Genomic DNA, 22262 nt, shown 5'->3' on the forward strand with positions numbered 1-22262 from the left:
TCAGAAACTAGACCAGATAAAAAAGAGGACAATAAGTGCCACTATACTGCTGACGCGGGTCATTAATAAATAAGCCTCACTTGGCTCAACGTCACCTTTGACCATCCATCCGTATCTCATGTACCATCCGAATCGTGGGAAAAAGATGTTAAGTAGCGCTAACAGAACAAAGAGGAAAATAAAAAAAACCATGATTTATCACTCCTTTATGTAATGTATACGCGAAACTGTATGGAGGGTGTCCCGATTCATGTGTGAGTTTCCATATATTTATTTAAGCTTACGCAATATAGACTGATAAAAAATGAAAATTGCTTAAGGAGCGGATAAATCGTATGGAACACACAGGTCTTTTTTTCGGAGGGGGAGTGTGTGTTTTGTTCTTTTTAATTTGGTTGATATCAATTGGCTTGGGAATCTACTTCTTCGTCCTGCTAGTAAAATTGGCACGTAGAGGAATAGTGGCTTTAGATTTATACATCTACGCTAAAAATCGTGAAATACGTACTCGTTATGAGTCGGTTCCAGAGAGGTCAGAGGAAATTTAAGGCCATTAAATGATTAATGATACATAAAGTATGAGATACCCTAGCCACCTTAACAGGTAGTTGGGGTATTTTTTGTGGAAATATTCAGGACTATGCTATCGATGAGGTATGTTTAGCGGTGTACTGTTGTGTTTACATAACAAAGAGTTCGTTAAATAAAAAATGGTTTTCTAAAAATAAAGGAGGAATTGATCGATGTCTAACCAATATACGATGCAAGATCCTACCACTCAGTACACCAAGGCAGGACCTGAATTTCAACAGCAGCAACAAGAGCCGGGGCTTCAGAAGAAGATGAATCCCGTGCCTGATACAGGTGAAGATACCTATCAAGGCACCGGACGTCTGACTGGACGAAAAGCGATTGTTACAGGGGCAGACAGCGGGATAGGCCGAGCTGTTGCGATTGCTTTTGCTCGTGAAGGCGCAGATGTTGTCTTATCCTATATGCCGGAGGAAGAAGAGGATGCAAAGCAGGTTCTCAAGCTGGTGCAGGAAGCAGGACGAACCGCAATCGCCATCCCAGGTGATCTTAAGGACGAGGAGTACTGTGAACAGCTCGTCGATACTGCGGTCAAGCAGCTGGGTGGGATTGATATTTTAGCCAATGTAGCGGGCAAACAGCAATTCGTCCCCGATATTGCTGATCTTACTACGAAGCATTTTGACGATACCTTTAAAACGAACGTATATGCTATGTTCTGGCTGTGTAAAGCGGCAGTGAAACATATGCAACCGGGTAGCACCATCATCAACACTTCTTCCATTCAAGCCTATAACCCTTCGCCCATCCTGTTGGACTACGCGACGACCAAGGCTGCGATCAATACATTCAGTAAATCTCTCGCTCAGCAAGTAGCTGATAAGGGGGTTCGAGTCAATGTAGTGGCGCCAGGTCCCGTATGGACACCTCTTCAGGTGGTGGGTGGGCAACCAGAGGAAGTGCTGAAGGAGTTCGGTGCGAGCACACCACTAGGTCGTCCGGGACAGCCTGCAGAGATGGCTCCGGCTTATGTATTTCTTGCTAGCCAGGAATCGAGCTATATTAGTGGCGAAACGCTAAATGCCAATGGCGGAACTCCAACCCCATAGAATATTTAGTGGGATGTTGGTATTGTAAATATGTAGAATTATTCAAAAGTACCCTACTAATTATAGCTGTGGGGTGCTTTTGTTTTTATATGGAGAAAGGTGTATTATAGAATTTAATACTTTTTATCCCATTATTTTTATAGAATATGATCTAGAACTGATCAAGATTGTCGAATACATAGATTTCCTGCGATTACCCGAGAAATATTTGAGTTGGTACAAGGTTTAGAGTTTGTGTAGACCATAGAAAGAATTAGGAGCTGTATTATGCGTAAAAAGAAACTAGCAATACTCATCATTTCATTTGTTCTGATCATGGCGTGTTTTTCATCAGGAGCAGTCTTTGCGGATAAAGGAAACGGAGCTGTAATGGATAGTGGAACAAAGGAAAGGCTGATGGAAAAGTATGATCTTGTAGAGCCTGGACTTACAAATCCAAAATCACGTTGGAGCCAAAGCGATTTTGGAGTCAGTAACCCTATTGCTATATTTGTAGGTATCAGTAGGTTATATCTGAATCCATATGTTTTTGCTGCGCAAGAAATGATTAATCATTTGATCGACCGAAGCCGTCAACATTAATGACCCATGAGAGGGTCTTTTTATGTTTACCCAAGGTGATAGGAAAATCATGTACAGAGATAATGTTATAAAAGGTATCCTGAATAAAATACGATTTCACTAACGCATTCTTGTTTCCATTAGGATAAGCGGGCACTCCATCCTCTAGAAAAAAATGTGTCTCTTCGAGCATTTGCAGATTTGTTAACTCCATGAAATTATGAAATCTATTTTTATAAAGTCTGTTTACATCAGTTAATGAATAAGAAATCATCCAGTCGAGAGGCATGGAGAATGTTCTCAAGTTATTTCTTTGCATATTTATAGCAGGAGCACAAGACATACCTAAGCTTACGATTAAATCATAGCTCGTCTTTACATCTTGTAAGTTCATGGACTCACCTAATTTCGATCAGATTCAGGTTCTATTCAACGTTAAAAAAGAGCAGCAACTTAGCTGCCCTCTGAAAATATTAATGGCGTTGTAACAGCAAATAGCCGCTAATCCTTGAAGTTTTTTTACGAAACACAACTTTAAAACCAATGTCATTATCTAATAAACAAGCTAAGGCAGTGTCGAGTAGCCCATTGGGTCTTAAGCTAGGTCGGCAAGGCTCAGCATTTCCAATGATGCGGACAGAAATAATCCTACGTGCAGAGCCACGAACCAAAGGATTTCTGCTCCAAGTGATCAATACCAAATCAGGTTGACGAGTTGCCATTCTGATCCACCCCTTTCTATTAAGCTTCTCTATATAAAATGCACAATAGATTGTAATGTGCTAAACAGAAGCGGAGTGCTATTTTGATTAGCGGTGAGTATTAAAGAGTTACACTTGTTTAATTTAGGTTTTCAGAATACAATAAAGTAAATTTATGGATGTTCGAATGGCGTGAACGTAGATGACCACAAGGGAGCATATATTCATAACACCGTACGACTGAGCAAGTATTTGATCAATGATCAAATACTTTTTTATTTTCGTTTATAAGAAGCTAAATAAGGGGGACACGATGAAGATAGGGAAACCGATTAGAAAGAAGGTATACGGATTTATTTTGCAAGACAATGAAGTTGGAGAAAAGACCTTATTAGTTTATCTTAATGAACCAGAAGTACCCTTTAGATTAGTAGGTGGTAATGTAGATGCTGGGGAAACAGAAGAAGAAGCCTTATTCAGGGAAATTCAAGAAGAAAGTGGACTTAAACAATTTAAATTAGTAAAGAAAATAGGAACACAATATTATTATAAAGATTATATAGATGCAAATGTTGAAAGACATGACTACCTTCTGATTCCAGAAACAAGATTACCTGAAAAGTGGAGATTCACTGGAGAGGGTGAAGGAGAGGACTGTGGAACTGTTTTTAACTACCAGTGGATAAAACAAGATGAAATATACTTATTAGATAAAGAATTTAGAGAATATATGTCGGGAAAATACATACAAGAATTGTTCGGCAATGGCATTAGATGATCCTTACTCTGAGGTGATAGATATGAATAATCGTAAAATCTTCTCATTTCTTCCTTTGATCATTTTTTTATTTATAATATGGTACCTTTTGATGGCAAGTACTGCAGCTGTTGTTAATGTAGTGTCAGTAAATAAAAGAGAAATAGTAGTACAAAATATGAGCGGTGATCAAACTACAGTCACAATCCCAAAAGGAATATTTAAGTTGATTAATATAAATGAGGAGTACTTTGTTTCCTATAATAGTAGAATAGGGCAAAAACCTTTTTTAACTTCAATAGAACCAAGTGCTAAATGATTATTGGAAGCAGATTTAACAATAGAACTTATGAATAAAATGGCTGATATATAAAGCATAAAATTGGTGGGATTACTTTGCGTGTAGTTAAGCATATCATGTTATGGTTTGTTTCGACGATTCTGTTCACGTTGGCCTCTTTTGGATTAGAGCTCTTGGAAGGAAATAAGATCAGTACGACTGAATATTACGGGTTTCAAAATATAGGATTTGTTTTTATTTTCTTAGCATTTCTTTTTTCAGCCGTTCTTTACCCAATTATAATTTTTCCTTTCTCTTGGGTTGTTCGAATGATTGCAAATCCTTTGATTAGCCGCATAATGATATTGCTTCTGAGTGGTATCGGGGGATATGTTTTCTTTTACAAGGCATACGATGAACGCTTTATACAGGAATATCATTTGAATAGTAGTATAGCCATTATCCTTTTTGGTATTGCCGGTTCCATTTATGTCTTGGTGGATTATTATCTTGATCAGAGGAGTTGAATATATGAGCTATTTTGAAAGAGTTAATAAAATATCAAACATTTTATTTTGTGTTTTTGGATTGTTTTTTATTTTGACTATAATTTTCTTTTCTACTAGCAGCTTCTCAGAAATCTTGCGTTATAATTTCACAAATGACTTAAGAGGAGCAATGATTACAGTCATTTGTTTTATGATCTCTTTATTTTCACTTGCCCTGGGCATTACTTTGAAATGTCTTGTAAAAGACTCTGATGAAACGATCCAGCTTATTGCCACAAGAATAAAGTAGTTGTTGAAATCTCAGCAAGTATAACAAATCCCTGCAACCTGAGGGGTTGGCAGGGATTTATTTTAATCTAAGAATTGGATAATTTATCTACCTCATCACTAAAAGCATCCTGGTACTGATTGAATATTCCTGTATCTAATTTAGTGGTAGCATCATTTGCTATAGGAGGAGTATCTTGGATTTGCTTGTACATACGATCAATCTCACCAGAGAGTTTAGACCAGATGTTTTTAATTGAATCGTATTTTGCATCCAGGTTGTTGATGTAATTATCGTATTCTAATTTTTTACTCATCGCTTTTCCTAATTGTTCAATTGTAAAATCTATATCTATGGCTTCACCTGTAGAGCTAGTACCTGAACTTGCATACCAACTGATATCAACAAATCCAACATTCCAAATATCTGAAATGACAAAATTACTAATTTCTTTAAGTGTCGCTTCAGGAGACTGTTCAGTTGTACCTGAATCAGATGTGTTTTTTACAGGCTCTTTGAAGAATTTTCTCATTTCGTTAAAGGGTTCTTTATTCTTATCATTAGACGAATATCCCCAACCAATTTTATCATCCTTAATAAAAATTATAAGTTCACTATTGGAGGACGACTTTTCACCTTGAATTAGGACGATTTTGTCTTTTCCACCATCTTTGTCAGTATAATCAGCTGATTCTATTACTGAAGCGTTCTTAAGTTTGTTATTCTCAGGTGTCTCGGTAGATTCAGCCATTTGAAAAATTGGTTGTACATCAGGAAGTATATTTTCGGATACGAACTTCTTTTTCGTTTCGATATCTGAACCATTCAGGAAAATTTCCACATAATCGAGAGCTAATTTCTCGGATTCTGAAAGTTTCTTCTCTGGCACTGGTGTTGCAGCAGCTGTTTTTGAAGAGTCAGCTGTTGCTTCAGACTGAGTAACTTCTGTAGATGTTGTATTCTTTTCCTCTGAATTTGTTTTGGAACTACCACATCCTGTAAGAAGCACAATAGTTGCAACGATACATAAAAAAGCCTTTATTTTCAATCTCATATCCCCCTAAATCTGATAGTAAATACTAATTAATTCTACCAGATATAGGAATAGTAATCTATGTAATGATGAAACCATTATATTGGATATTCGTATTCCTATAAAATGATGTTGAAAGGTCGTGTGCGTGATGGATAACGGGTATTTTGTTGGATGGGGTACATTAGCATTAATAAATGCTGGGTTAGCACAAGGTAAAAATAGGAGTGGATTAAACTGGTTTTTAATTTCTTTGCTTTGTGGCCCATTGGCTACATTTTTTCTTGTAATATCGAGTAAGCTGCAAATTCATTAGCCCATTATATTTCGGGAGGGGATTTTTTGCTGAAAGCACTAAGGCTGTTCGGTATTCTATTTAGTGCAGCAACAATCATTCTGGCAATACTATTTTTCCGCGGTCAGGATCAAGTGATTATGTCTTGGACAATGATGGGGATGTGTGGAGCTCTGATTTTTAATGGAGGAGCTACCTATTATAAAACTAAAGATAAAATGGCTGCTCTATCTTCGATTGTTGGGATGGTACTCTTAGTATTCTCGCTTACTAAATTTCCATTTTAATAAAATACCCCATCAACCTATAAAGGTCGGTGGGGATTTTTTACGTTTTATCGCTTTTTCAATCAAGTTATAGTAGGTTGCTGCAGGTAATGCTTATTTCTTTTTCTTCTTTGTGGGTCCGATCTGGCGCCTTACTTTATTGTTCTCATCAACCTCAATAATATAAATGTCCTTCACTGTACCGGAAAGAGTAAACCATTCACGTAGAGCATCAGCTTCAGTCATTGGTCCCAATATTCGTTTTCCCCTATAACATATAAAAAACACTCCTACTCCTTAGTGAGTTTGCGAAAATGCAATAATCCTCAAAACGATACTCATTGACGATTTCAGTAAGTCTCATTATTTTATATTAATGCTAAATTATAGGAGATGCAATGTTGAGAGATTGTTCCTGTTTAGTTCAAGTAACGTTTAGATCCATGGCGATGTTATTTTTGACTTTTCGAAGTTCATGCGACGCTATCAGCAAGCACGATACTAAACTGCGATTGACAAAATAGAAGAGCTGCCTAATACTAATTGATAATCATTATCAATGTTTAAGATGTAATTAACTTAAATAGATTGTGTAACGGATCGGAGTGAAATGCAAGATGAAGTTGGAAGATCATATTGCCGCATGGAATTATGCAGCCGTTAAAGTGCTGGATATTCGACATGCTGTGATGGAGCCTGGGGACAAGCTGCAAGGCTATATATTGATTTTTCGTATTATTCCGATATCTAATCTTTTGATAAGCAGCTAGATTTTGTAGTTGAGAAGCTAGTGTCAACGTATGAAAAAAATAGAAAGCTAGATGATAAAACAGCTGTTATCCCTAATTTAAGAGGGAAATCGTATTTCGGTCTGTTTTTACTCCTAGGAATATTGCTGCTGCTTTCAGTAGCGGCTTCTTTCTCTTTTGGCTCAGATTCCATGAGCGTGAAGATGGCATGGACAACGATAGAATTGAAAGGATTGTAAACAGGCTTCCACGTATTTCATGTTGCAAAAGTGGGAAGGGAATTATATATCAGTAAAGCGGAATTTAGGAATTGGTTGGAGGGTAGAAGCGATGATATTTTCCCAGAGGATCACATGAACTGATACGAAAAGTAATCGCGATTCGTATCAAATTCGTATCACAGGGGTTTTTAATAGAATGATAAGTGAATAGAAAACAAAAAAAGCCTTGAAATTCAAGGCTTTTCGATATAGGACGGATGGGGTTCGAACCCATGACCCCTACCCTGTCAAGATAGTGCTCTCCCGCTGAGCTACCGTCCTGCGACGAATTTCATAATACCATACGATAGAGTAGGATGGCAATTCTTTTTTTACAATCTATAGGGATGATAGTTTACATAGTCTTTAAAATAATAAGAAAAGGGGATGCCGCTCCATCCCCATGAGCTACGTCAGATAAAGAACGGAAGTAGAAATATATCGCTTATACCGAAAAAAGGAATGCGTCGTGGAAAGAAGCGACGTCTTGGGAAAAAGCCAGGCCGGAAACCAAATTGTCTATACGCCGATTCGTGTGTAGGCATTCCGTTTAAACGTTCTACCATTTCGTTGCTAGGAACCGCAAGAGTAACATAGTTTTGATCTACATGGGCAATAAAGCCATCAAAGGACTGACCGTCAGTCGTTGTAATACCAACGTATTTGTTCATACAATTCCAACTGACCTGTTGATGTAAATTTGCATTTGTATCCATAAATAACCTCCTCAATTGAATAACCCTGATAACAGTCTATGGTTCGTAGCCTATAACGTTCACGGCGTTAGCCTATAGGGTAACCATAAAATTCGGGTTATTTTGTGTGAGGTGGGGGGGATTGAAGCGGAATTACTGTCTTTCCTTGAATAATAGTGAAAATTATCCATTATCTGTTTGTTTGATGTTGAAACGATTCTAAAAGTTGCGTCGTATACTTAGCCGAGTGCTTTTTTATGGAAATACTCCTTAAGCGCTTATGATAAAATGGAGGGTAATGTACAGCAGTTAGATAAAAATTGAAAGAAAAAGGAGCTTGAGATCTTGCCGCAAAATGAGCAGAAAAAGAATTCTTCCACGCCATGGAAATGGTTGGGGGGCGGGGCGGCGATGCTCCTGTTTAAAGGAAAGGCGATTTTGTCTCTTCTGAAAATAGGTAAAATTGCCGGGCCGTTAATATCAATGATGATTTCAATATGGGCTTATGCTTTGATTTACCCGTGGGGGTTTGCCGTGGGCTTTGTCCTGCTCTTGCTAGTCCATGAATTAGGACATGTAATAGCAGCGAAACGGATCGGGCTTCCAGTCAGCGCTCCACTGTTTATACCGTTTTTGGGAGCTTTAATTACAATGAAAAAACAGCCGCTGGATGCCCAGACGGAAGCTTATATTGCTTTTGGAGGTCCGATCTTAGGAACTATTGGGGCTACAGCCGTTTTTGGAGCGGCTTATTACATGGATAGTCCACTTCTCTATTCCTTGGCTTATATAGGTTTTTTACTTAATCTGATCAATCTGCTGCCGATTCACCCGCTTGACGGTGGCCGTATTGCAACCGCGGTGACGCGCTGGCTGTGGCTTGTGGGGCTCGTGGGTGGTTTAGCCATCATCATCTATATGCGTTCGATCTTGTTCTTTATTATTTGGGCGTTATTTGCTTACGATTTGTATAACAAATATGTCAAGAGACGCACTAACAATCGCCTTTATTCTGTAACGAAGGGTTTCTTAATTCCAGTAGAGCCACTTAGAGATGCAGGCTACATGATTCCAGGACCAGAGCATAGAAGAGATTTACCTTTTACTACTTACAGTGATTTGGAAAGACAGCAGTATGTAGGGGTGAGATGGGATCAACTGAACTACATTGGTAGAGCTACGCTTCCACAGCAATGCATCATTGAAAAGGTACGTATCTCGCAGCTAGAGCCTGTGACCTTAGAGAATGGGCTTCATCTAAAGATGAATTGTGATATCAGCTATTCGGTCTACGAGAACGATAAGTATTACGATGTGCCGGCTAGCTCACGCTGGAAATACGGTATCGCTTATTTTGTATTAGCTGGCTTTCTGGCAGGAATGATGTACATGGTCCATGCCGTTGGGAATGTGAATCTATAAGAGTTAGAATCGGGCAATGAAGTGATCCAATGGTTTATAAAACTCATGAACCGTCAAAGCTGTAATGAGAATAACCGCAGTTGAACGGTGAAAGGAGTAAAACCATGCCTAAATTTTTGAAATGGGAAGTCGGCGTTTGTCTGCTGTTACTGATGGTTTTGGGAGGATGTTCCGAGGCGAAGCCAACAAAAGTCATGGAAATCAAAGAAATGACTAATCTAGATGGAAAGCCAAAAGGTCAGTACCCTCCATTGTCACCAGTGATGCAAGACACATACAATCGTTCGATTCCTGAAGAAGTATATTCTGCAGATTAGAGCAGCGTAGAAGACGATTTCTCATGCTCAGGCTTTTCTTTCTAGTCGAATTTTTATATAATAGACAACTATCGTTGGAACATAGAGAGAGGAGTTTGGGACTAACATGGCGGCAGAAATCTTACGGGTAACTACAGAGGAACAGCTTCAGATGGGGCTGGATATTCGTACTAAAGTATTTGTAGAGGAACAAATGGTACCGGCTGAGGAAGAAATTGATGAATACGATGTTATCGGTCCGAATGCGCACCATATTCTAATTATAGATGAAGGTGTACCTGTGGCTACAGGAAGATTGATTTATTACAAAGCAGGTACAGCCAAAATGCAGCGTATCGCCGTACTGAAAGATTATCGAGTCAAAGGATACGGACGTGTTCTGTTGCTAGCTATGGAAGAGCTTGCTCGGGAGCTTGGACTGGAAGCTTCGATTCTTGATGCACAGTGCCAAGCTGAGAATTTCTACAAGAAGCTAGGATATGAAGTGATTTCTACGGAACCTTTTTATGACGCAGGTATTCTACATGTACGGATGCAGAAAACTCTTTAAAAATAGTGCACATAATTTACCGTTCCATGAAGCAAGCTAGGATGTGCCATATGATGGCAAATCCAAGTGCAAGGGGCGAGCTGAAGTGCCAAATAACGAACGCGAAAGTTTCGTAGCTGTACAGAAAAATGGAGACGGAGATTTAACCAGTTTCCAGACCTCTACAGGACGTGTCCTGGCGTATGATCAAGCGCTTCAAGAAGTACAGGCCGGAAATATTGCCGGAGTGAATGCTTTTAAAGGTAAAGACGGAGGAACTTATATTCGCGGCGACGCGGATGGGGATCCAACCAACAATTTGGATAATCTTCCGAGTTTCTCATAGTTCTAAAGGCAAAGACCGTACATACGTCATCGGACGTCAATGTACGGTCTTTTTTTAATCCTAATCAGAGTTTATAAATTACATGCTGCTCAATAAACTCCATCTCTCCAGTAAGCCCGACGAATTGAGGTTGTTCATCACTATAATGCATGAGCTTGATGATACGTCGAACATCTTCAGGTAATGACATTAACTCCTCCAGTGTGGTGTGAACAACACCTGATCCACCAAGCTGACAGTCATGCAGAATCATTCGGATGCCGTGCTCACGGACAAGGCGTATAAGTAGATCCGGCTGAAAAGTCATGTCCGCGCTGTAGAAAATCTCATTATTTATTAGAAGGGAATAGCTATCTTTGCCAGGAATATGCGGCGTATGTATGATCTCGAGCGAAAGAGAAGGAGCGAGCTTGTACGTAATTCCGGGTTTCATAGGTTTAACATCGAAGATATCGGTCAGGGAGGCTACTGCATCTTTTTGATATAATCCACCCTTTAAGGTGTTGTTCCAAAGTGGCTCAACAAGCGTCTCAGGTAAATGTAATCTCATATTCTTCCCGTATACGTGCTTTAGCGTAAGTGCTAGCTCTTCCAGACCTCCAACATGGTCCGCATGAATATGCGTAATTAGAGTAGCGTTTACGTCACGGAAGGATTTCCCGATGGTATGTATGGCAAGTGGGGCTGTAATCCCACAATCAATCAGTAGGGTATAATCATCAGCTAGTAGCAAGCCATTATTGTTAAAAAAGTTTTTTGCAAAAGCATTGCCAGTTCCTAGCATTTGTAGGCTCAGACTCATAAGAAAGTACCCTCCTGAAATCGCTGTCAGCTAATATATCAACTTTGAACAAGTACATAATATCATTTTTCGGAAGATGAATGAAATATTTACCTACAATTAGCGCAACTTGCTGAGACAAAGTAAGTATACATTAATAGCATGAATTATTTGGAGGGTTTCAAATGAATAGATGGAAAAAAGTCACTTTATGTGTGTTTGCTTTTTCCTTGATGGGTGGCTCCTTATTGTTCGCCGATTCTGTGAGTAAGAAAATCAGGGTATGGAACAACGGGACGGAAATTGTAGACGGCGGTTATTTGATTGATGGAAAAACATATATTCCCGCTAGAGAAGCGGGCGGGGTAGTGAATTGGGATGGATCTGGTAAAGTGACGATTCTTAAGCCTAATGTTCATATTGTTCTTTTTAAGGATAATACGGTCTTTGGTAACGTAAACGTAGGCAAGCTTAAGATTAAAATATTAACCCAGGTAGATAGCTTAACAGAAGAGGTTTCAGCTGTAAAAGTAGCCATAACGGACCCCTCTGGTAATGTTAAGGATATTCAGTCGCAGGAGCTTGAAGGCTCGCAGAAGGATAATTTCTGGTTTCCGACCTCGGAGTTTACTTATGATTTTAAAGAAACCGGCAAATATCGGGTAGGCTTCTATATGAAAGCTTCCAAAAATGCGGATTACGTTCTTGTGTCAGAAAAGGTAATTACAGCTCTTAATTAAGGGTTCTAAATTGACCTGAACTAATCTAACGTGGTAGTATACCAGATGTAGGATAATACAATTCAAAGTGAGGTATTACAATGAGCGATCACAAACATGAGCATGGTGAAGCATGCGGTTGCGGGCATGATCACGACCATGAGCACGAGGAGTTTGTGCTGACCTTGACGAACGAGCAGGGCGAAGATGTTGAAATGGTGTTGGTTGAAACTTTCGACATCGGTGAGAAACTATACGCGCTGCTGTTAGAAAAGGAAAATCCTGAAGCGGATGGCATTATTCTGCGTATGGAAGAAGAAGACGAAGAAATGGTATTGTACAATATCGAAGATGAAGAAGAATGGAAAGCTGTTGAAGAAGCTTACAACAATCTGCTTGCTCAGCAAGAATAGATTTTAGCGACTAAATTAAGCTGTTCTATTGTGTATATGACAGTTGATGTTTATATACAGAAACCCGATACTTATTATGGTATCGGGTTTTTGTATAAATCAATGAAGTTTTTTAGGAAAATGATGGGTCTTAGGAAATAGGATCGGCTTCTACAATCACTTTTATGTTAGTGATGCTGCGATCTTCAGGACCTTTAACCGGAAGTCCGATCTCCACATGGTCAATAATATAATCGATGTTATCCTGAGTGATAACTTCGCCAGGGAGAAGAATAGGAATTCCAGGCGGATATACATATATAAACTCTGCAATAATGTAGCCAGCAGATTCACGGAATGGAACTAACTGCGTATCCGCATAAAAAGCGTCCCTTGGAATCAGAGCAAGCTGTGGAATTTCTGGAACCTGAACCTTAAGTTCGTAGATTTCACCCTTGCTGTAATGAATGGCGGACAACACCCGAAGTGCAGCTAATAATTTATCTACTGATTCTTGGGTATCACCTGGGGTAATAAGGCAAAGAATATTATACATGTCACTTAGTTCTACTTCGATGTTGTACTTCTCGCGCAGCCAGTTTTCGGTTTCGTATCCTGTGATCCCTAAATGGCGCACATGAATGTTAAGCTTAGTTGGGTCATGATCAAATGTTGCTTCTGTCCCAAGGATCTCTTTTCCAAAGCTGTACAGGCCTTCGATCGTATTGATCGTTTCGCGTGCGTAGTTGGACAGTCTGATGGTTCTTTCCGCCATTTCATGACCGTTCAGCGCGAGATTACGTCTTGATGTATCCAAAGACGCTAATAAAATATATGAGGTAGATGTTGTAGTCAGCATGCTCATAATGGTCTGTACCCGTTGCGGGTTAATCAGACCCGTCTTAGCATTAAGATTCAGTACCGAGCTTTGCGTCATGGAGCCGCCAAGTTTATGCACACTAGTGGCAGCTATGTCCGCTCCGGCCTGCATGGCCGATACCGGCAGATCCTCATGAAAATGAATCAGTACTCCATGTGCCTCGTCCACCAATACGGGTACACCGTAACGGTGAGCCAGGTCGACAATCGAACGCAGGTCGGCGCATACACCGAAGTACGTGGGATTGATTACTAGAACTCCTTTGGCGTCTGGATGACGCCTTAACGCTCGTTCCAGCGAACTGGTCGTTATGCCGTGATCTATCCCGAGATTCTCATCCTGAACAGGCGAGACAAACACAGGCTTGGCTCCGGAGAAGATAATGGCCGACATCACAGATTTATGAATGTTGCGCGGCACAATTATTTTATCACCCGGTGAGCAGACAGAGAGGATCATCGTCATGATGGCATTGCTCGTGCCCTGTACGCTAAAATACGTATAGTCGGCGCCGAAAGCCTTCGCAGCCAGCTTCTGAGCTTCCTGGATTACTCCAGTTGGCTGATGTAAATCATCAAGCGGTGCGATGTTGATTAGATCGATGGATAGAGCGTTATCGCCGATAAACTCACGGAATTCGGCATCGGTTCCTAGCCCCTTCTTATGCCCCGGGATATGAAATTGAACGGGATTGCCGGCGGCATGCTTTTTTAAAGCTGTGAAGAGGGGAGTACGGTGTTGATTCATTTAATGCTGTCACAACCTTTCGCGAATATTAAAATTTAAGGCAAGCATCAGTATAACAAAACAATCTACAGAATACTAGGATTTGGATGTGATAGAATGTCCACGAAAGCTGCGCAACGTACACATATCAGTTTGACGTCGCCATTTATCATGGAGATGTGGGTAATTATTTTTTTAGTTGAGTTTGTTAAAGGGTCGCTACTTGTCGCTTTGTTACCCGTATATATGGAGAATATTTTGGGTCTATCTGTTACGGTAGTAGGCTTTGCCTTTGCACTCCAGTATTTGGGGGATAATCTATTCCGCAGTCCTTCTGGCTGGGTTATGGAGCGCATAGGATTTCGCTGGACCATGACAAGTGCCTTGCTGTTGATCCTAGTAGCTGTTGGAATGATAATATATGCCAAAACAGCAGTTACGCTCTCGATTGCCTGTCTTATTCTTGGGATCGGGACATCCCCGCTTTGGCCTTGTGTGATGACCGGAATAACGGAATTGGCGGGATCTACTAAAAGCGGCAGCAGTGGAGCAGCTATGGGTGCTGTAGAGATGGCATCGCTCGCAGGAACGGGAATCGGTCCGATTGTAGTGAATTTTTTGATGGATCAGGGTGGACAAAGCTATCGTGTAGCCTTTTTGGTCCTGCTAGGGTGTGCTGCTGTAGTAGTTGTAGTTGCGCTTTTTCTACCTAAAAGAATCTCGTCAAGTGGCACTCATGCAGTTGTAAGGGACATGGAGGGGCTTGGTGGAGTCGTTGAACGTAAAAAAATTAGTCCGTTAGAAAGTATAAAAAGAACACTACATCAGGTCAGAACGACGCTTAAAGTCAGTCGCCTACTATATCCGGCCTTATTTCTTCAGGCTTTTGCCATTGGCTTGATGACGCCTGTAGTTACCTTGTTTGCACGTACGGAGTTGCATGTTAGTCCAAATCAGTTTAGCCTACTTCTGATTGCCGGTGGTGGGATTACGGTGCTCGCTCTAATTCCAGCAGGCAAGCTGGTAGACCGAATAGGAACAACTGTGTTTCTGAACATTGGCTTTTTGCTCGCCGCCTTTTCCCTTGCCCTGTTCTCACAGGTACGCTGGCTCCCGCTTGCTTTTATCGCGGTGGCATTGGTCGGTATAAGCTACGCGCTTATTCTCCCGGCATGGAATGCCTTTCTGGCTAAGCAAGTGCCTAAGGGGGAACGAGGGACTGTCTGGGGGCTTTTCTTGACCTTGCAAGGCTCAGGGATGGTGGCAGGACCAGTGATATCAGGGAGACTATGGGACCATGTAGGTCACGGTGTTCCGTTTCTGATGAGTGCAATTGTTATGTTGATACTCTTTGGGCTGCATTTACTAATTGTACACAGAACGAAGTTGAAATTTAAAACTAGTTGACCTTAGATGTGAAAAGCCGCTGACAACCTGAGAATTAGTTGTCAGCGGCTTCTTTTAGGAATTAAAAGGACTAAAAGAAATAAAAAATTCAATCAGCGTTTGGAGAAAGTCTGTTGCGGGTAAAAATAGTCAATAAACCAAGTTACCGCTACATAAACTGAAGTATAAAATAAGACTAAGACGAACGCAAAAGTAACTACTACTTGAAGAGGTCCGGCAGCCATAAATAATCGGAAATTGAACAATTGTGTTGGCTTTGCAGATGTGAAGTAGTTAGGGGGGAGTGCCGTGAACAAAAACGACGAGGTGGAGTATTGTAACCTGGAGCTGCGTTTCGACAGACAGCATATCCAGGACCTGATCAAGGATTTGATTCAAAAAGGTTATTCCCTATATTGGAGCGAGAACGAACAGGTCTTTGTAATTTCGGTCCGTACGGGTCGTAAACTGGTGAAATTACGTTTTCAAAGGATCAAAGATGGCTATAAGCTCGTGGGTGACTATATGATTCGTGATGCTCGCTTGTCAGAATGGATGGAGAAGTTAATTGGGGACATGCGAGGGCATGCCATTGTAAAGCGCTTCCGGGACCGTCAGATTATTATTGAAAATATTTTGTTCGGCGAAGTGATTCGTCTTGTCGAAATCTCGGGTTATCAGCAGCGAGTCTTATACCAGAAGGGTCCTATGCTCACCGATGAGGAGCTGACCAAGCTCTATTATTCTGTTGAAGGAGAGGAACGAATTCGCCAGCGCAGGATTGAAGTGGATGAGCAGCTGGATCGATTAAATGATGCACTTAAGGCTGAGGATATGATTCGCGCGGAGAAATGCCGAGCGCAGCTTACCTTTTTGACGAAGGAATTGTATATGTTAGAATGGTAAACAAGGTGCCGAAATAAGTTGCTTAGGGGCACCCCGAATTTCGGGGTGTCTTAGATTTGTTTGAGAACTTGCAGACAGGGGTTCACTTCTGGTGCTAAAAACGTTAAAATAGTCATTGTGATCATTTTCATATTGGCAATGGATTTGTCGATGAATTTGATCTTTATTCGCAGGGCAGGCTTTGCTGTCTCTGATAAAGGGTGGTATTCTTATACTGCGAGAAATGGATTTCCCAAAAATATAGGGTGCAAAGGGTGGAGGACCAGATGGCAAAACAACAAATCGGCGTTATTGGCTTGGCGGTAATGGGCAAGAATTTGGCTCTAAATATCGAAAGCAAAGGTTTTTCCGTATCCGTGTTTAATCGCTCACCGGAGAAGACACATGATCTTCTTGCTGAGGCGGAAGGTAAAAACCTCGTAGGCACATTTTCCGTTGAGGAATTTGTAGCTTCGCTGGAAACACCGCGCAAAATTCTGATCATGGTTCAAGCTGGTAAAGCTACTGATGCTACCATCGAGCAACTGTTGCCGCATCTTGATCAAGGCGACATTATTATCGACGGAGGAAATGCTTATTTCCCTGATACGGTTCGTCGCAGTAAATATCTGGAAGAAAAAGGTTTCCGCTTTGTCGGAACTGGGGTTTCTGGCGGTGAAGAAGGAGCTCTTAAAGGTCCTTCTATTATGCCTGGCGGTCAAGAAAGCGCGTATAAGCTAGTTGAACCAATCCTAACTGCAATCTCAGCTAAAGTTAACGGTGAGCCTTGCTGTACATATATCGGACCAGACGGTGCGGGACACTATGTTAAAATGGTGCATAACGGTATCGAATATGGTGATATGCAATTGATCTGTGAAGCTTACCAGCTGCTCAAAGACGTTCTAGGTCTGGATGCAAAAGAACTTCACAACATTTTCAAAGAGTGGAATAGCGGTGAGCTCGACAGCTACCTGATCGAGATTACTACAGATATTTTTGCTCAGTATGATGAAGAAACTGGTAAACCAATGGTTGACGTGATCCTTGATTCCGCTGGCCAAAAGGGAACTGGTAAATGGACAAGCCAAAGCTCATTGGATCTTGGTGTACCTTTGTCCATGATTACCGAATCCGTATTCTCACGCTTCCTCTCTGCAATGAAGGATGAGCGCGTAGAAGCAAGCAAAGTGCTTAACGGACCAGAAGCTACACCATTTGATGGTGACAAAGCTGAATTCATCGAGAACGTGCGTAAAGCATTGTTTGCAAGTAAAATCGTATCCTATGCTCAAGGTTTCGCTCAACTTCGCGTAGCTTCCGACGAATACGGTTGGGATCTGAAATATGGCGAGTTGGCTAAAATTTGGCGCGGTGGCTGCATTATCCGTTCCCGTTTCCTACAAAACATCACGGATGCTTACGAGAACAATGCAGATCTTAAGAACCTATTGCTTGATCCTTTCTTCAAGGATGTTATGGACAATTACCAATCCGCATGGCGTAAAGTTATCGCTTCAGCTGTAACGATGGGTGTTCCAGTGCCTGGATTCTCCAGCGCATTGGCTTACTATGATAGTTATCGTACAGAAAGACTGCCTGCGAACCTGCTTCAGGCACAACGCGATTACTTCGGCGCACACACGTTCAAACGTGTAGACAAAGAAGGCGTTTTCCACCACAACTGGATGTCTGCAGAATAATCTAGTTTATTACGGTTATAAGCAATGACGCCTTCGGCGTCCCTAAAGGACGGTAAGAAGCGTTTATGCGAGAAATATAAGGTTAATGTATAACATGAAACTTGTACTTTCTTATATTTTAAAAAAGTGGCCCGAATTGCTTCACCAGAAATGGGGAGGCTTTCGGGCCTTTTTTGTTGAAGTTTTGATGTGTATTTACTATGTGAAGCAGATTGTCTAATGTTTTGACCCTGTGTTATGATATGACAAATATCGCGGTTGGAGGATAGACATGGCTGGGGATACAGAAGAATTTAAAAAGTTCAACGAAGAGCAAAGAAATAAGAACATTATTTTAGTAGGGATGATGGCAACGGGGAAGTCAACAGTAGGCGCAATTTTGGCCGAGGAACTGGGTTACGAGCTGGTTGATCTGGATCATGTCATTGTTGAAACTGAAGGCCGAAGTATTGCAGAAATTTTCGCGGAAGATGGAGAGCATTACTTTCGAAGCGTGGAAACAGCAGTACTAAAGCGTATGCTAGAGTCTGAGAATAAATTAATATCTACTGGTGGTGGCGCGGTATTGGCGCCGGGGAATACAGATTTAATGCTGAGTAAAGGGCATGTGGTTGCGCTAACGGCAACAGAAGAAGAGATTATTGCCCGCGTTAGTGGAGATCAGAATCGTCCGCTGCTCGCCGGCAATGCAAAAGAACGGGTTAGACGTATCATGGAAGACCGTCGAGAAGCTTACCTGTTCGCGCATTACACGGTCGATACAACGGGACTGACAGCGGCAGAAGTGTCGCAATATATTTTAATGCATTACCGCGGCTGAGCTTTTAAGAGAGTGTTTCATTCCATTCAATCATACCGCCGCTTAAATTTGTAGCATGATAGCCAAACTGTTGTAGATATTCGCAGACACGCTGGCTTCGAGCACCGGAACGGCAAATAAAGATCACTTTGGCATCGCTTGGAATATCCTCAGTGCGGTGTGGAATTTCTCCCATGGGGATATGCTGTGCACCGGGAATCATCCCGAAGGCAACCTCTTCGTCTTCACGAACGTCGATGAGTACAAGGTCTTCCCCTGTCTCTAGACACTGCCGCAATTCTTGCGGTGTAATTTGTGGAACATTATGCATGGTTGTGACCTCTTTTCATCAGAAGAATGGTTTAATGATAACACAAGCATGGAATACCCTGTCAAACGAGCACTACATACAACTATATCTACTAAGGAGAGTTTATATTATGGACGTTATTGTTAGGCCAACGCCATCCCTGCAAGGAGAATTTGGGGCCCTCTCTTCCAAAAACTATACCACTCGTTATTTGCTGGTTGCCGCATTGTCAGAAGGCGTAAGTACGATTTATCATCCGGCACATAGTGAAGATAGCGATGCCATCCGTCGTTGTATTGCAGATTTGGGAGCTGTACTCACAGAAGATGATGAGAAGATTGTGATTCAAGGCTTTGGTCGCAAACCTAAGGATGTTAAGGAACTTAATGTGGGGAATGCTGGAGCAGTACTACGTTTTCTAATGGCTGTTGCTGCGCTGAGCCCTGAAGTTACATTCGTAAACACGTATCCTGACTCATTGGGCAAACGTCCACATGACGACTTGATCGTGTCTCTAGAACAGCTTGGTGTGAAGGTAGAGCATAATGAAGGTAAGTTGCCGATCACGATCCGCGGTGGCAAACCTGTTGGGGGTAGAATTACAGTTTCAGGTGCTGTCAGCTCCCAGTTCCTAAGTGCTCTATTATTCTTGACACCATTGCTTGAAGAAGATAGTGAAATTATTGTCCTTGATGATTTGAAATCAAAGGTTGTCGTAGGTCAGACGCTAGAAGTATTGGAGCAGGCTGGAATTGTGGTTCATGCGGCGGATGATTATATGTCCTTTAAAGTGCCAGGTCGTCAAGCCTATGCGGCAAAAACGTATACCGTTCAAGGTGACTATCCTGGCTCTGCGGCTATTCTAGCAGCAGCTGCGGTTACAAAGTCAGATGTTAAGGTACATCGACTTGTGGAACAGAGTAAGCAGGGAGAAAGAGCCATTGTTGATGTGTTGCGTATGATGGAAGTACCGCTTACTCATAAAGAGGGAACAGTTCACGTACAAGGGAACGGCGTTCTAAAAGCTGTTGAATTCGACGGAGATGCTGCAACCGATGCGGTGCTGGCTATGGTAGCTGCTGCCGTATTTGCTGAAGGCACTTCACGATTCTATAACGTTGAGAACCTTCGGTATAAGGAATGTGATCGTATAACTGATTACTTGGCAGAGTTGACTCGTGCAGGAGCCAATGTTGAGGAACGCCGCGATGAAATTATCGTTCACGGCATGCCTGAAGGCGTCGAAGGTGGTGTGACGATTAACGCGCATTACGACCACCGTGTAATTATGGCGCTGTCAGTAGTAGGTTTACGAGCGCGTAAACCACTATTGATCAAGGATGCTCACCATGTCGCTAAGTCGTATCCGCAATACTTTGATCACCTGCGTGCGCTTGGTGCGAATGTGGAGTGGGTACAATAGAAGTAAGGGAGCTAGCGAATTTAGCTTCAGTTAAATAAGGATCATAAAGTGTAACTATGGAAAGGGGCACTATGTATGAGCTTTGAGAATCCAAGTCGGGAACAGATCGGAGATATCCTTGCTTCTGCTGGTAATATTGCAGTTGTTGGCCTGTCTGACAAAACAGACCGTACCTCCTATATGGTCGCGGGTGCTATGCAAAGTCGGGGATATCGGATCATTCCTGTAAACCCATTGGTTGATGGTGAAATACTGGGAGAAAAGTGCTATCATACGTTAGCGGAAATTCCAGAGCCGGTGGACATTGTTAATGTGTTCCGTCGAAGCGAATACTGCGCAAAGGTCGCACAGGAGGCCGCTGAAATCGGCGCACGTGTGCTCTGGCTTCAGCAGGGTATAATCAGCCAGGAAGCCGCTGAAATCGCCGCTGAGCATGGTATGACGGCGATTATGGACCGTTGTATCAAGGTCGAAGAAGCGATCACGATGCATGGGCGTACTCGGGCATAAGGTTCGGTAGTTCAACACTTTATCTGACTATTGAAAAAATGATGATCAGAGCGTGTATCAAGGGATTTCGAACGAACCGACGAACGGGCAAACGATGAACTGACGAGCTTACGAGCCGACAAACGAACCAACCGAGAGAACAATGAACCGGCGAGCCGACAGACAAAAGAACAAACTAACAAACCAGCGAACTAAATTTTTTAGCGCTGAAGTAGTTGCAAATTTAATGTTAAAGAACAGCCAAGATCAAAAGCATCGTTTGATTATGATTGGCTGTACAGACTGTGCAATTTCTAATGCAAATCACTAACTGAGCTTGTTATACTGAAGTTAGACGAAGAACGTCCTTTATCCGCATGATTTGCGGCTAAGGGCGTTTTTTTATTTTTATAGGGGAGGATACCATAATGGAATTTGAAGAAGCACATGGTATGTTCATTAACAAGCACTTGACTGAAAGATCAGGAGAAAGAAGGGGGAGGCTGGTTAGAGGGCATAATTATGCGGAGAAGTTGTTCTTGCAGAATGTATGGTGGCCATTGTTTGAGAGCCTTGATGATTTGCATCCAGAATACGAAGTGTACGACTGGAACCGTAAATCTCAGTTTCTGGACTTCGCTTTTCTTCCGCAGAGCGGCGGCAGTCTCGGGATTGAGTGCGACGGGTTTCAAAGTCATGTGAAGGACATGGACCGCGAGAGATTCAACTACGCAGTTAATCGGGACACTTTTCTGACCGGAATGGGGTGGAAAATGATTCATTTTTCTGTTGATGATCTTCAGCACCGCCCCGAGGTGTGTCGGATGCTTTTGCAATTGGTGCTGGCACCTCATTTGGCGCGCAAATCTGCAGGCGTGGATATTTTGTCTGAGGAGAAGGAGGTTCTGCGGTTGGCTTGGCGACTGGGTAGGGCGATCCGTCCAAAGGATGTGACCACTCATTTCAGCATTAACTTTCGAACGGCGCGCAGATTGTTGCACTCGTTGAGTGAGAAGGGGCTAATAAAGCCTGTAATTACGGGTGAACGGGTTCGACAATACGAGGTGAAAGCTATGCGGCCAGATCAAATATGGTAGGAGTGGTAGAATAATTGCACTATATACAACTATATCGGAGATAT

At 41.8% G+C, this 22262-nt stretch carries 30 protein-coding genes and 1 tRNA gene; 21 read left to right on the top strand and 10 right to left on the bottom strand.

Annotated elements, in window-relative coordinates:
• Positions 1-192, bottom strand: coding sequence for a DUF6199 family natural product biosynthesis protein (locus tag NYE25_RS01740; protein WP_341144971.1), 192 nt, complete (start codon positions 190-192; stop codon positions 1-3).
• Positions 193-743: 551 nt separating this feature from the next.
• On the opposite strand from NYE25_RS01740, the gene NYE25_RS01745 reads away from it, so the two are divergent.
• Together NYE25_RS01745 and NYE25_RS01750 are read left to right on the top strand one after the other, a co-directional pair.
• A complete protein-coding gene (locus NYE25_RS01745; RefSeq protein WP_341144972.1) occupies positions 744-1640 on the top strand; it encodes an SDR family oxidoreductase in 897 nt (298 codons plus the stop codon).
• Positions 1641-1907: 267 nt separating this feature from the next.
• Positions 1908-2222 carry a hypothetical protein gene (locus NYE25_RS01750; RefSeq protein ID WP_341144973.1) on the top strand — a complete coding sequence of 105 codons (315 nt, stop codon included), beginning with the start codon at positions 1908-1910 and terminating at the stop codon, positions 2220-2222.
• Here the strand turns inward: NYE25_RS01750 and NYE25_RS01755 are convergent.
• Together NYE25_RS01755 and NYE25_RS01760 are read right to left on the bottom strand one after the other, a co-directional pair.
• Positions 2188-2595: a DUF1796 family putative cysteine peptidase gene (locus tag NYE25_RS01755; RefSeq protein ID WP_341144974.1), complete on the bottom strand. Its 408-nt coding sequence runs from the start codon at positions 2593-2595 to the stop codon at positions 2188-2190. The genes NYE25_RS01750 and NYE25_RS01755 overlap by 35 nt on opposite strands.
• Positions 2596-2674: 79 nt before the next feature.
• On the bottom strand, positions 2675-2923 hold the full coding sequence (locus NYE25_RS01760; RefSeq protein WP_076299475.1) for a hypothetical protein: 249 nt from the start codon (positions 2921-2923) through the stop codon (positions 2675-2677).
• Between the two features lie 292 nt (positions 2924-3215).
• On the opposite strand from NYE25_RS01760, the gene NYE25_RS01765 reads away from it, so the two are divergent.
• From NYE25_RS01765 to NYE25_RS01780, 4 genes are all read left to right on the top strand, one after another.
• Positions 3216-3680 (top strand): NUDIX domain-containing protein, encoded by a 465-nt coding sequence (locus NYE25_RS01765; RefSeq protein ID WP_341144975.1) that lies wholly within the window; start codon positions 3216-3218, stop codon positions 3678-3680.
• Positions 3681-3702: 22 nt separating this feature from the next.
• A complete protein-coding gene (locus NYE25_RS01770; RefSeq protein ID WP_341060524.1) occupies positions 3703-3978 on the top strand; it encodes a hypothetical protein in 276 nt (91 codons plus the stop codon).
• Between the two features lie 77 nt (positions 3979-4055).
• Complete coding sequence (locus NYE25_RS01775; protein ID WP_341144976.1) at positions 4056-4466, top strand: hypothetical protein; 411 nt, start codon at positions 4056-4058, stop codon at positions 4464-4466.
• A gap of 4 nt (positions 4467-4470) precedes the next feature.
• Positions 4471-4737, top strand: a complete 267-nt coding sequence (locus tag NYE25_RS01780; protein WP_341060528.1) for a hypothetical protein — start codon at positions 4471-4473, stop codon at positions 4735-4737.
• 67 nt (positions 4738-4804) lie between these two features.
• On the opposite strand, the gene NYE25_RS01785 is transcribed toward NYE25_RS01780, so the two are convergent.
• Entirely contained in the window at positions 4805-5764 is a 960-nt protein-coding gene (locus tag NYE25_RS01785; protein WP_341060529.1) for a hypothetical protein, read from the bottom strand.
• Positions 5765-6091: 327 nt separating this feature from the next.
• Between NYE25_RS01785 and NYE25_RS01790 the strand changes: the two genes are divergently transcribed.
• A complete protein-coding gene (locus NYE25_RS01790) occupies positions 6092-6331 on the top strand; it encodes a hypothetical protein (RefSeq protein WP_341144977.1) in 240 nt (79 codons plus the stop codon).
• Between the two features lie 93 nt (positions 6332-6424).
• On the opposite strand, the gene NYE25_RS01795 is transcribed toward NYE25_RS01790, so the two are convergent.
• Positions 6425-6565 carry a hypothetical protein gene (locus tag NYE25_RS01795; protein WP_156113100.1) on the bottom strand — a complete coding sequence of 47 codons (141 nt, stop codon included), beginning with the start codon at positions 6563-6565 and terminating at the stop codon, positions 6425-6427.
• A 362-nt stretch (positions 6566-6927) separates the two neighbouring features.
• Here NYE25_RS01795 and NYE25_RS01800 point away from each other — a divergent pair, with 362 nt between their 5' ends.
• Positions 6928-7080, top strand: coding sequence for a hypothetical protein (locus tag NYE25_RS01800; protein WP_341144978.1), 153 nt, complete (start codon positions 6928-6930; stop codon positions 7078-7080).
• Positions 7081-7529: 449 nt separating this feature from the next.
• Here the strand turns inward: NYE25_RS01800 and NYE25_RS01805 are convergent.
• Both NYE25_RS01805 and NYE25_RS01810 read right to left on the bottom strand, forming a co-directional pair.
• A tRNA-Val gene (locus tag NYE25_RS01805) sits at positions 7530-7601 on the bottom strand.
• A 131-nt stretch (positions 7602-7732) separates the two neighbouring features.
• On the bottom strand, positions 7733-8035 hold the full coding sequence (locus NYE25_RS01810; RefSeq protein WP_042187286.1) for a hypothetical protein: 303 nt from the start codon (positions 8033-8035) through the stop codon (positions 7733-7735).
• A 324-nt stretch (positions 8036-8359) separates the two neighbouring features.
• On the opposite strand from NYE25_RS01810, the gene NYE25_RS01815 reads away from it, so the two are divergent.
• From NYE25_RS01815 to NYE25_RS01830, 4 genes are all read left to right on the top strand, one after another.
• Positions 8360-9436 (top strand): site-2 protease family protein, encoded by a 1077-nt coding sequence (locus NYE25_RS01815; protein ID WP_076282951.1) that lies wholly within the window; start codon positions 8360-8362, stop codon positions 9434-9436.
• A 104-nt stretch (positions 9437-9540) separates the two neighbouring features.
• Positions 9541-9753, top strand: coding sequence for a hypothetical protein (locus tag NYE25_RS01820; protein WP_076282950.1), 213 nt, complete (start codon positions 9541-9543; stop codon positions 9751-9753).
• Positions 9754-9859: 106 nt separating this feature from the next.
• Positions 9860-10303 (top strand): GNAT family N-acetyltransferase, encoded by a 444-nt coding sequence (locus NYE25_RS01825; RefSeq protein WP_042187292.1) that lies wholly within the window; start codon positions 9860-9862, stop codon positions 10301-10303.
• A gap of 85 nt (positions 10304-10388) precedes the next feature.
• Complete coding sequence (locus tag NYE25_RS01830; RefSeq protein WP_042187294.1) at positions 10389-10628, top strand: DUF3892 domain-containing protein; 240 nt, start codon at positions 10389-10391, stop codon at positions 10626-10628.
• Between the two features lie 64 nt (positions 10629-10692).
• On the opposite strand, the gene NYE25_RS01835 is transcribed toward NYE25_RS01830, so the two are convergent.
• On the bottom strand, positions 10693-11430 hold the full coding sequence (locus NYE25_RS01835) for an MBL fold metallo-hydrolase (RefSeq protein ID WP_076282949.1): 738 nt from the start codon (positions 11428-11430) through the stop codon (positions 10693-10695).
• A gap of 164 nt (positions 11431-11594) precedes the next feature.
• On the opposite strand from NYE25_RS01835, the gene NYE25_RS01840 reads away from it, so the two are divergent.
• Together NYE25_RS01840 and NYE25_RS01845 are read left to right on the top strand one after the other, a co-directional pair.
• A complete protein-coding gene (locus NYE25_RS01840) occupies positions 11595-12149 on the top strand; it encodes a copper amine oxidase (RefSeq protein WP_042187298.1) in 555 nt (184 codons plus the stop codon).
• Between the two features lie 80 nt (positions 12150-12229).
• The gene (locus NYE25_RS01845; protein ID WP_042187300.1) at positions 12230-12541 is read left to right on the top strand and encodes a DUF1292 domain-containing protein; all 312 of its coding nucleotides are present in this window, start codon (positions 12230-12232) and stop codon (positions 12539-12541) included.
• A gap of 130 nt (positions 12542-12671) precedes the next feature.
• On the opposite strand, the gene NYE25_RS01850 is transcribed toward NYE25_RS01845, so the two are convergent.
• On the bottom strand, positions 12672-14147 hold the full coding sequence (locus tag NYE25_RS01850) for an aminotransferase class I/II-fold pyridoxal phosphate-dependent enzyme (RefSeq protein ID WP_042126789.1): 1476 nt from the start codon (positions 14145-14147) through the stop codon (positions 12672-12674).
• A gap of 96 nt (positions 14148-14243) precedes the next feature.
• On the opposite strand from NYE25_RS01850, the gene NYE25_RS01855 reads away from it, so the two are divergent.
• The 4 genes from NYE25_RS01855 (at position 14244) to NYE25_RS01870 (ending at position 18920) form a co-directional block, all read left to right on the top strand.
• Positions 14244-15533 carry an MFS transporter gene (locus NYE25_RS01855; protein WP_076282948.1) on the top strand — a complete coding sequence of 430 codons (1290 nt, stop codon included), beginning with the start codon at positions 14244-14246 and terminating at the stop codon, positions 15531-15533.
• Positions 15534-15821: 288 nt separating this feature from the next.
• A complete protein-coding gene (locus NYE25_RS01860; protein WP_042187304.1) occupies positions 15822-16418 on the top strand; it encodes a hypothetical protein in 597 nt (198 codons plus the stop codon).
• A 266-nt stretch (positions 16419-16684) separates the two neighbouring features.
• Positions 16685-18100 carry an NADP-dependent phosphogluconate dehydrogenase gene (gene gndA / locus NYE25_RS01865; RefSeq protein ID WP_042187305.1) on the top strand — a complete coding sequence of 472 codons (1416 nt, stop codon included), beginning with the start codon at positions 16685-16687 and terminating at the stop codon, positions 18098-18100.
• Between the two features lie 271 nt (positions 18101-18371).
• Positions 18372-18920, top strand: a complete 549-nt coding sequence (locus NYE25_RS01870) for a shikimate kinase (RefSeq protein WP_076282947.1) — start codon at positions 18372-18374, stop codon at positions 18918-18920.
• Between the two features lie 4 nt (positions 18921-18924).
• Here the strand turns inward: NYE25_RS01870 and NYE25_RS01875 are convergent, their stop codons facing one another.
• On the bottom strand, positions 18925-19230 hold the full coding sequence (locus tag NYE25_RS01875) for a rhodanese-like domain-containing protein (protein ID WP_042187309.1): 306 nt from the start codon (positions 19228-19230) through the stop codon (positions 18925-18927).
• Between the two features lie 109 nt (positions 19231-19339).
• Between NYE25_RS01875 and aroA the strand changes: the two genes are divergently transcribed.
• The 3 genes from aroA (at position 19340) to NYE25_RS01890 (ending at position 22218) form a co-directional block, all read left to right on the top strand.
• Positions 19340-20632, top strand: coding sequence for a 3-phosphoshikimate 1-carboxyvinyltransferase (aroA, locus tag NYE25_RS01880; RefSeq protein WP_042187311.1), 1293 nt, complete (start codon positions 19340-19342; stop codon positions 20630-20632).
• 75 nt (positions 20633-20707) lie between these two features.
• Positions 20708-21142: a CoA-binding protein gene (locus NYE25_RS01885; RefSeq protein WP_076299469.1), complete on the top strand. Its 435-nt coding sequence runs from the start codon at positions 20708-20710 to the stop codon at positions 21140-21142.
• A 407-nt stretch (positions 21143-21549) separates the two neighbouring features.
• Positions 21550-22218: a hypothetical protein gene (locus tag NYE25_RS01890; protein WP_339247382.1), complete on the top strand. Its 669-nt coding sequence runs from the start codon at positions 21550-21552 to the stop codon at positions 22216-22218.
• Positions 22219-22262 lie beyond the last annotated feature (44 nt).

It is taken from the genome of Paenibacillus sp. FSL E2-8871 (genome assembly GCF_038000345.1).
GTDB lineage: Bacteria > Bacillota > Bacilli > Paenibacillales > Paenibacillaceae > Paenibacillus_AQ.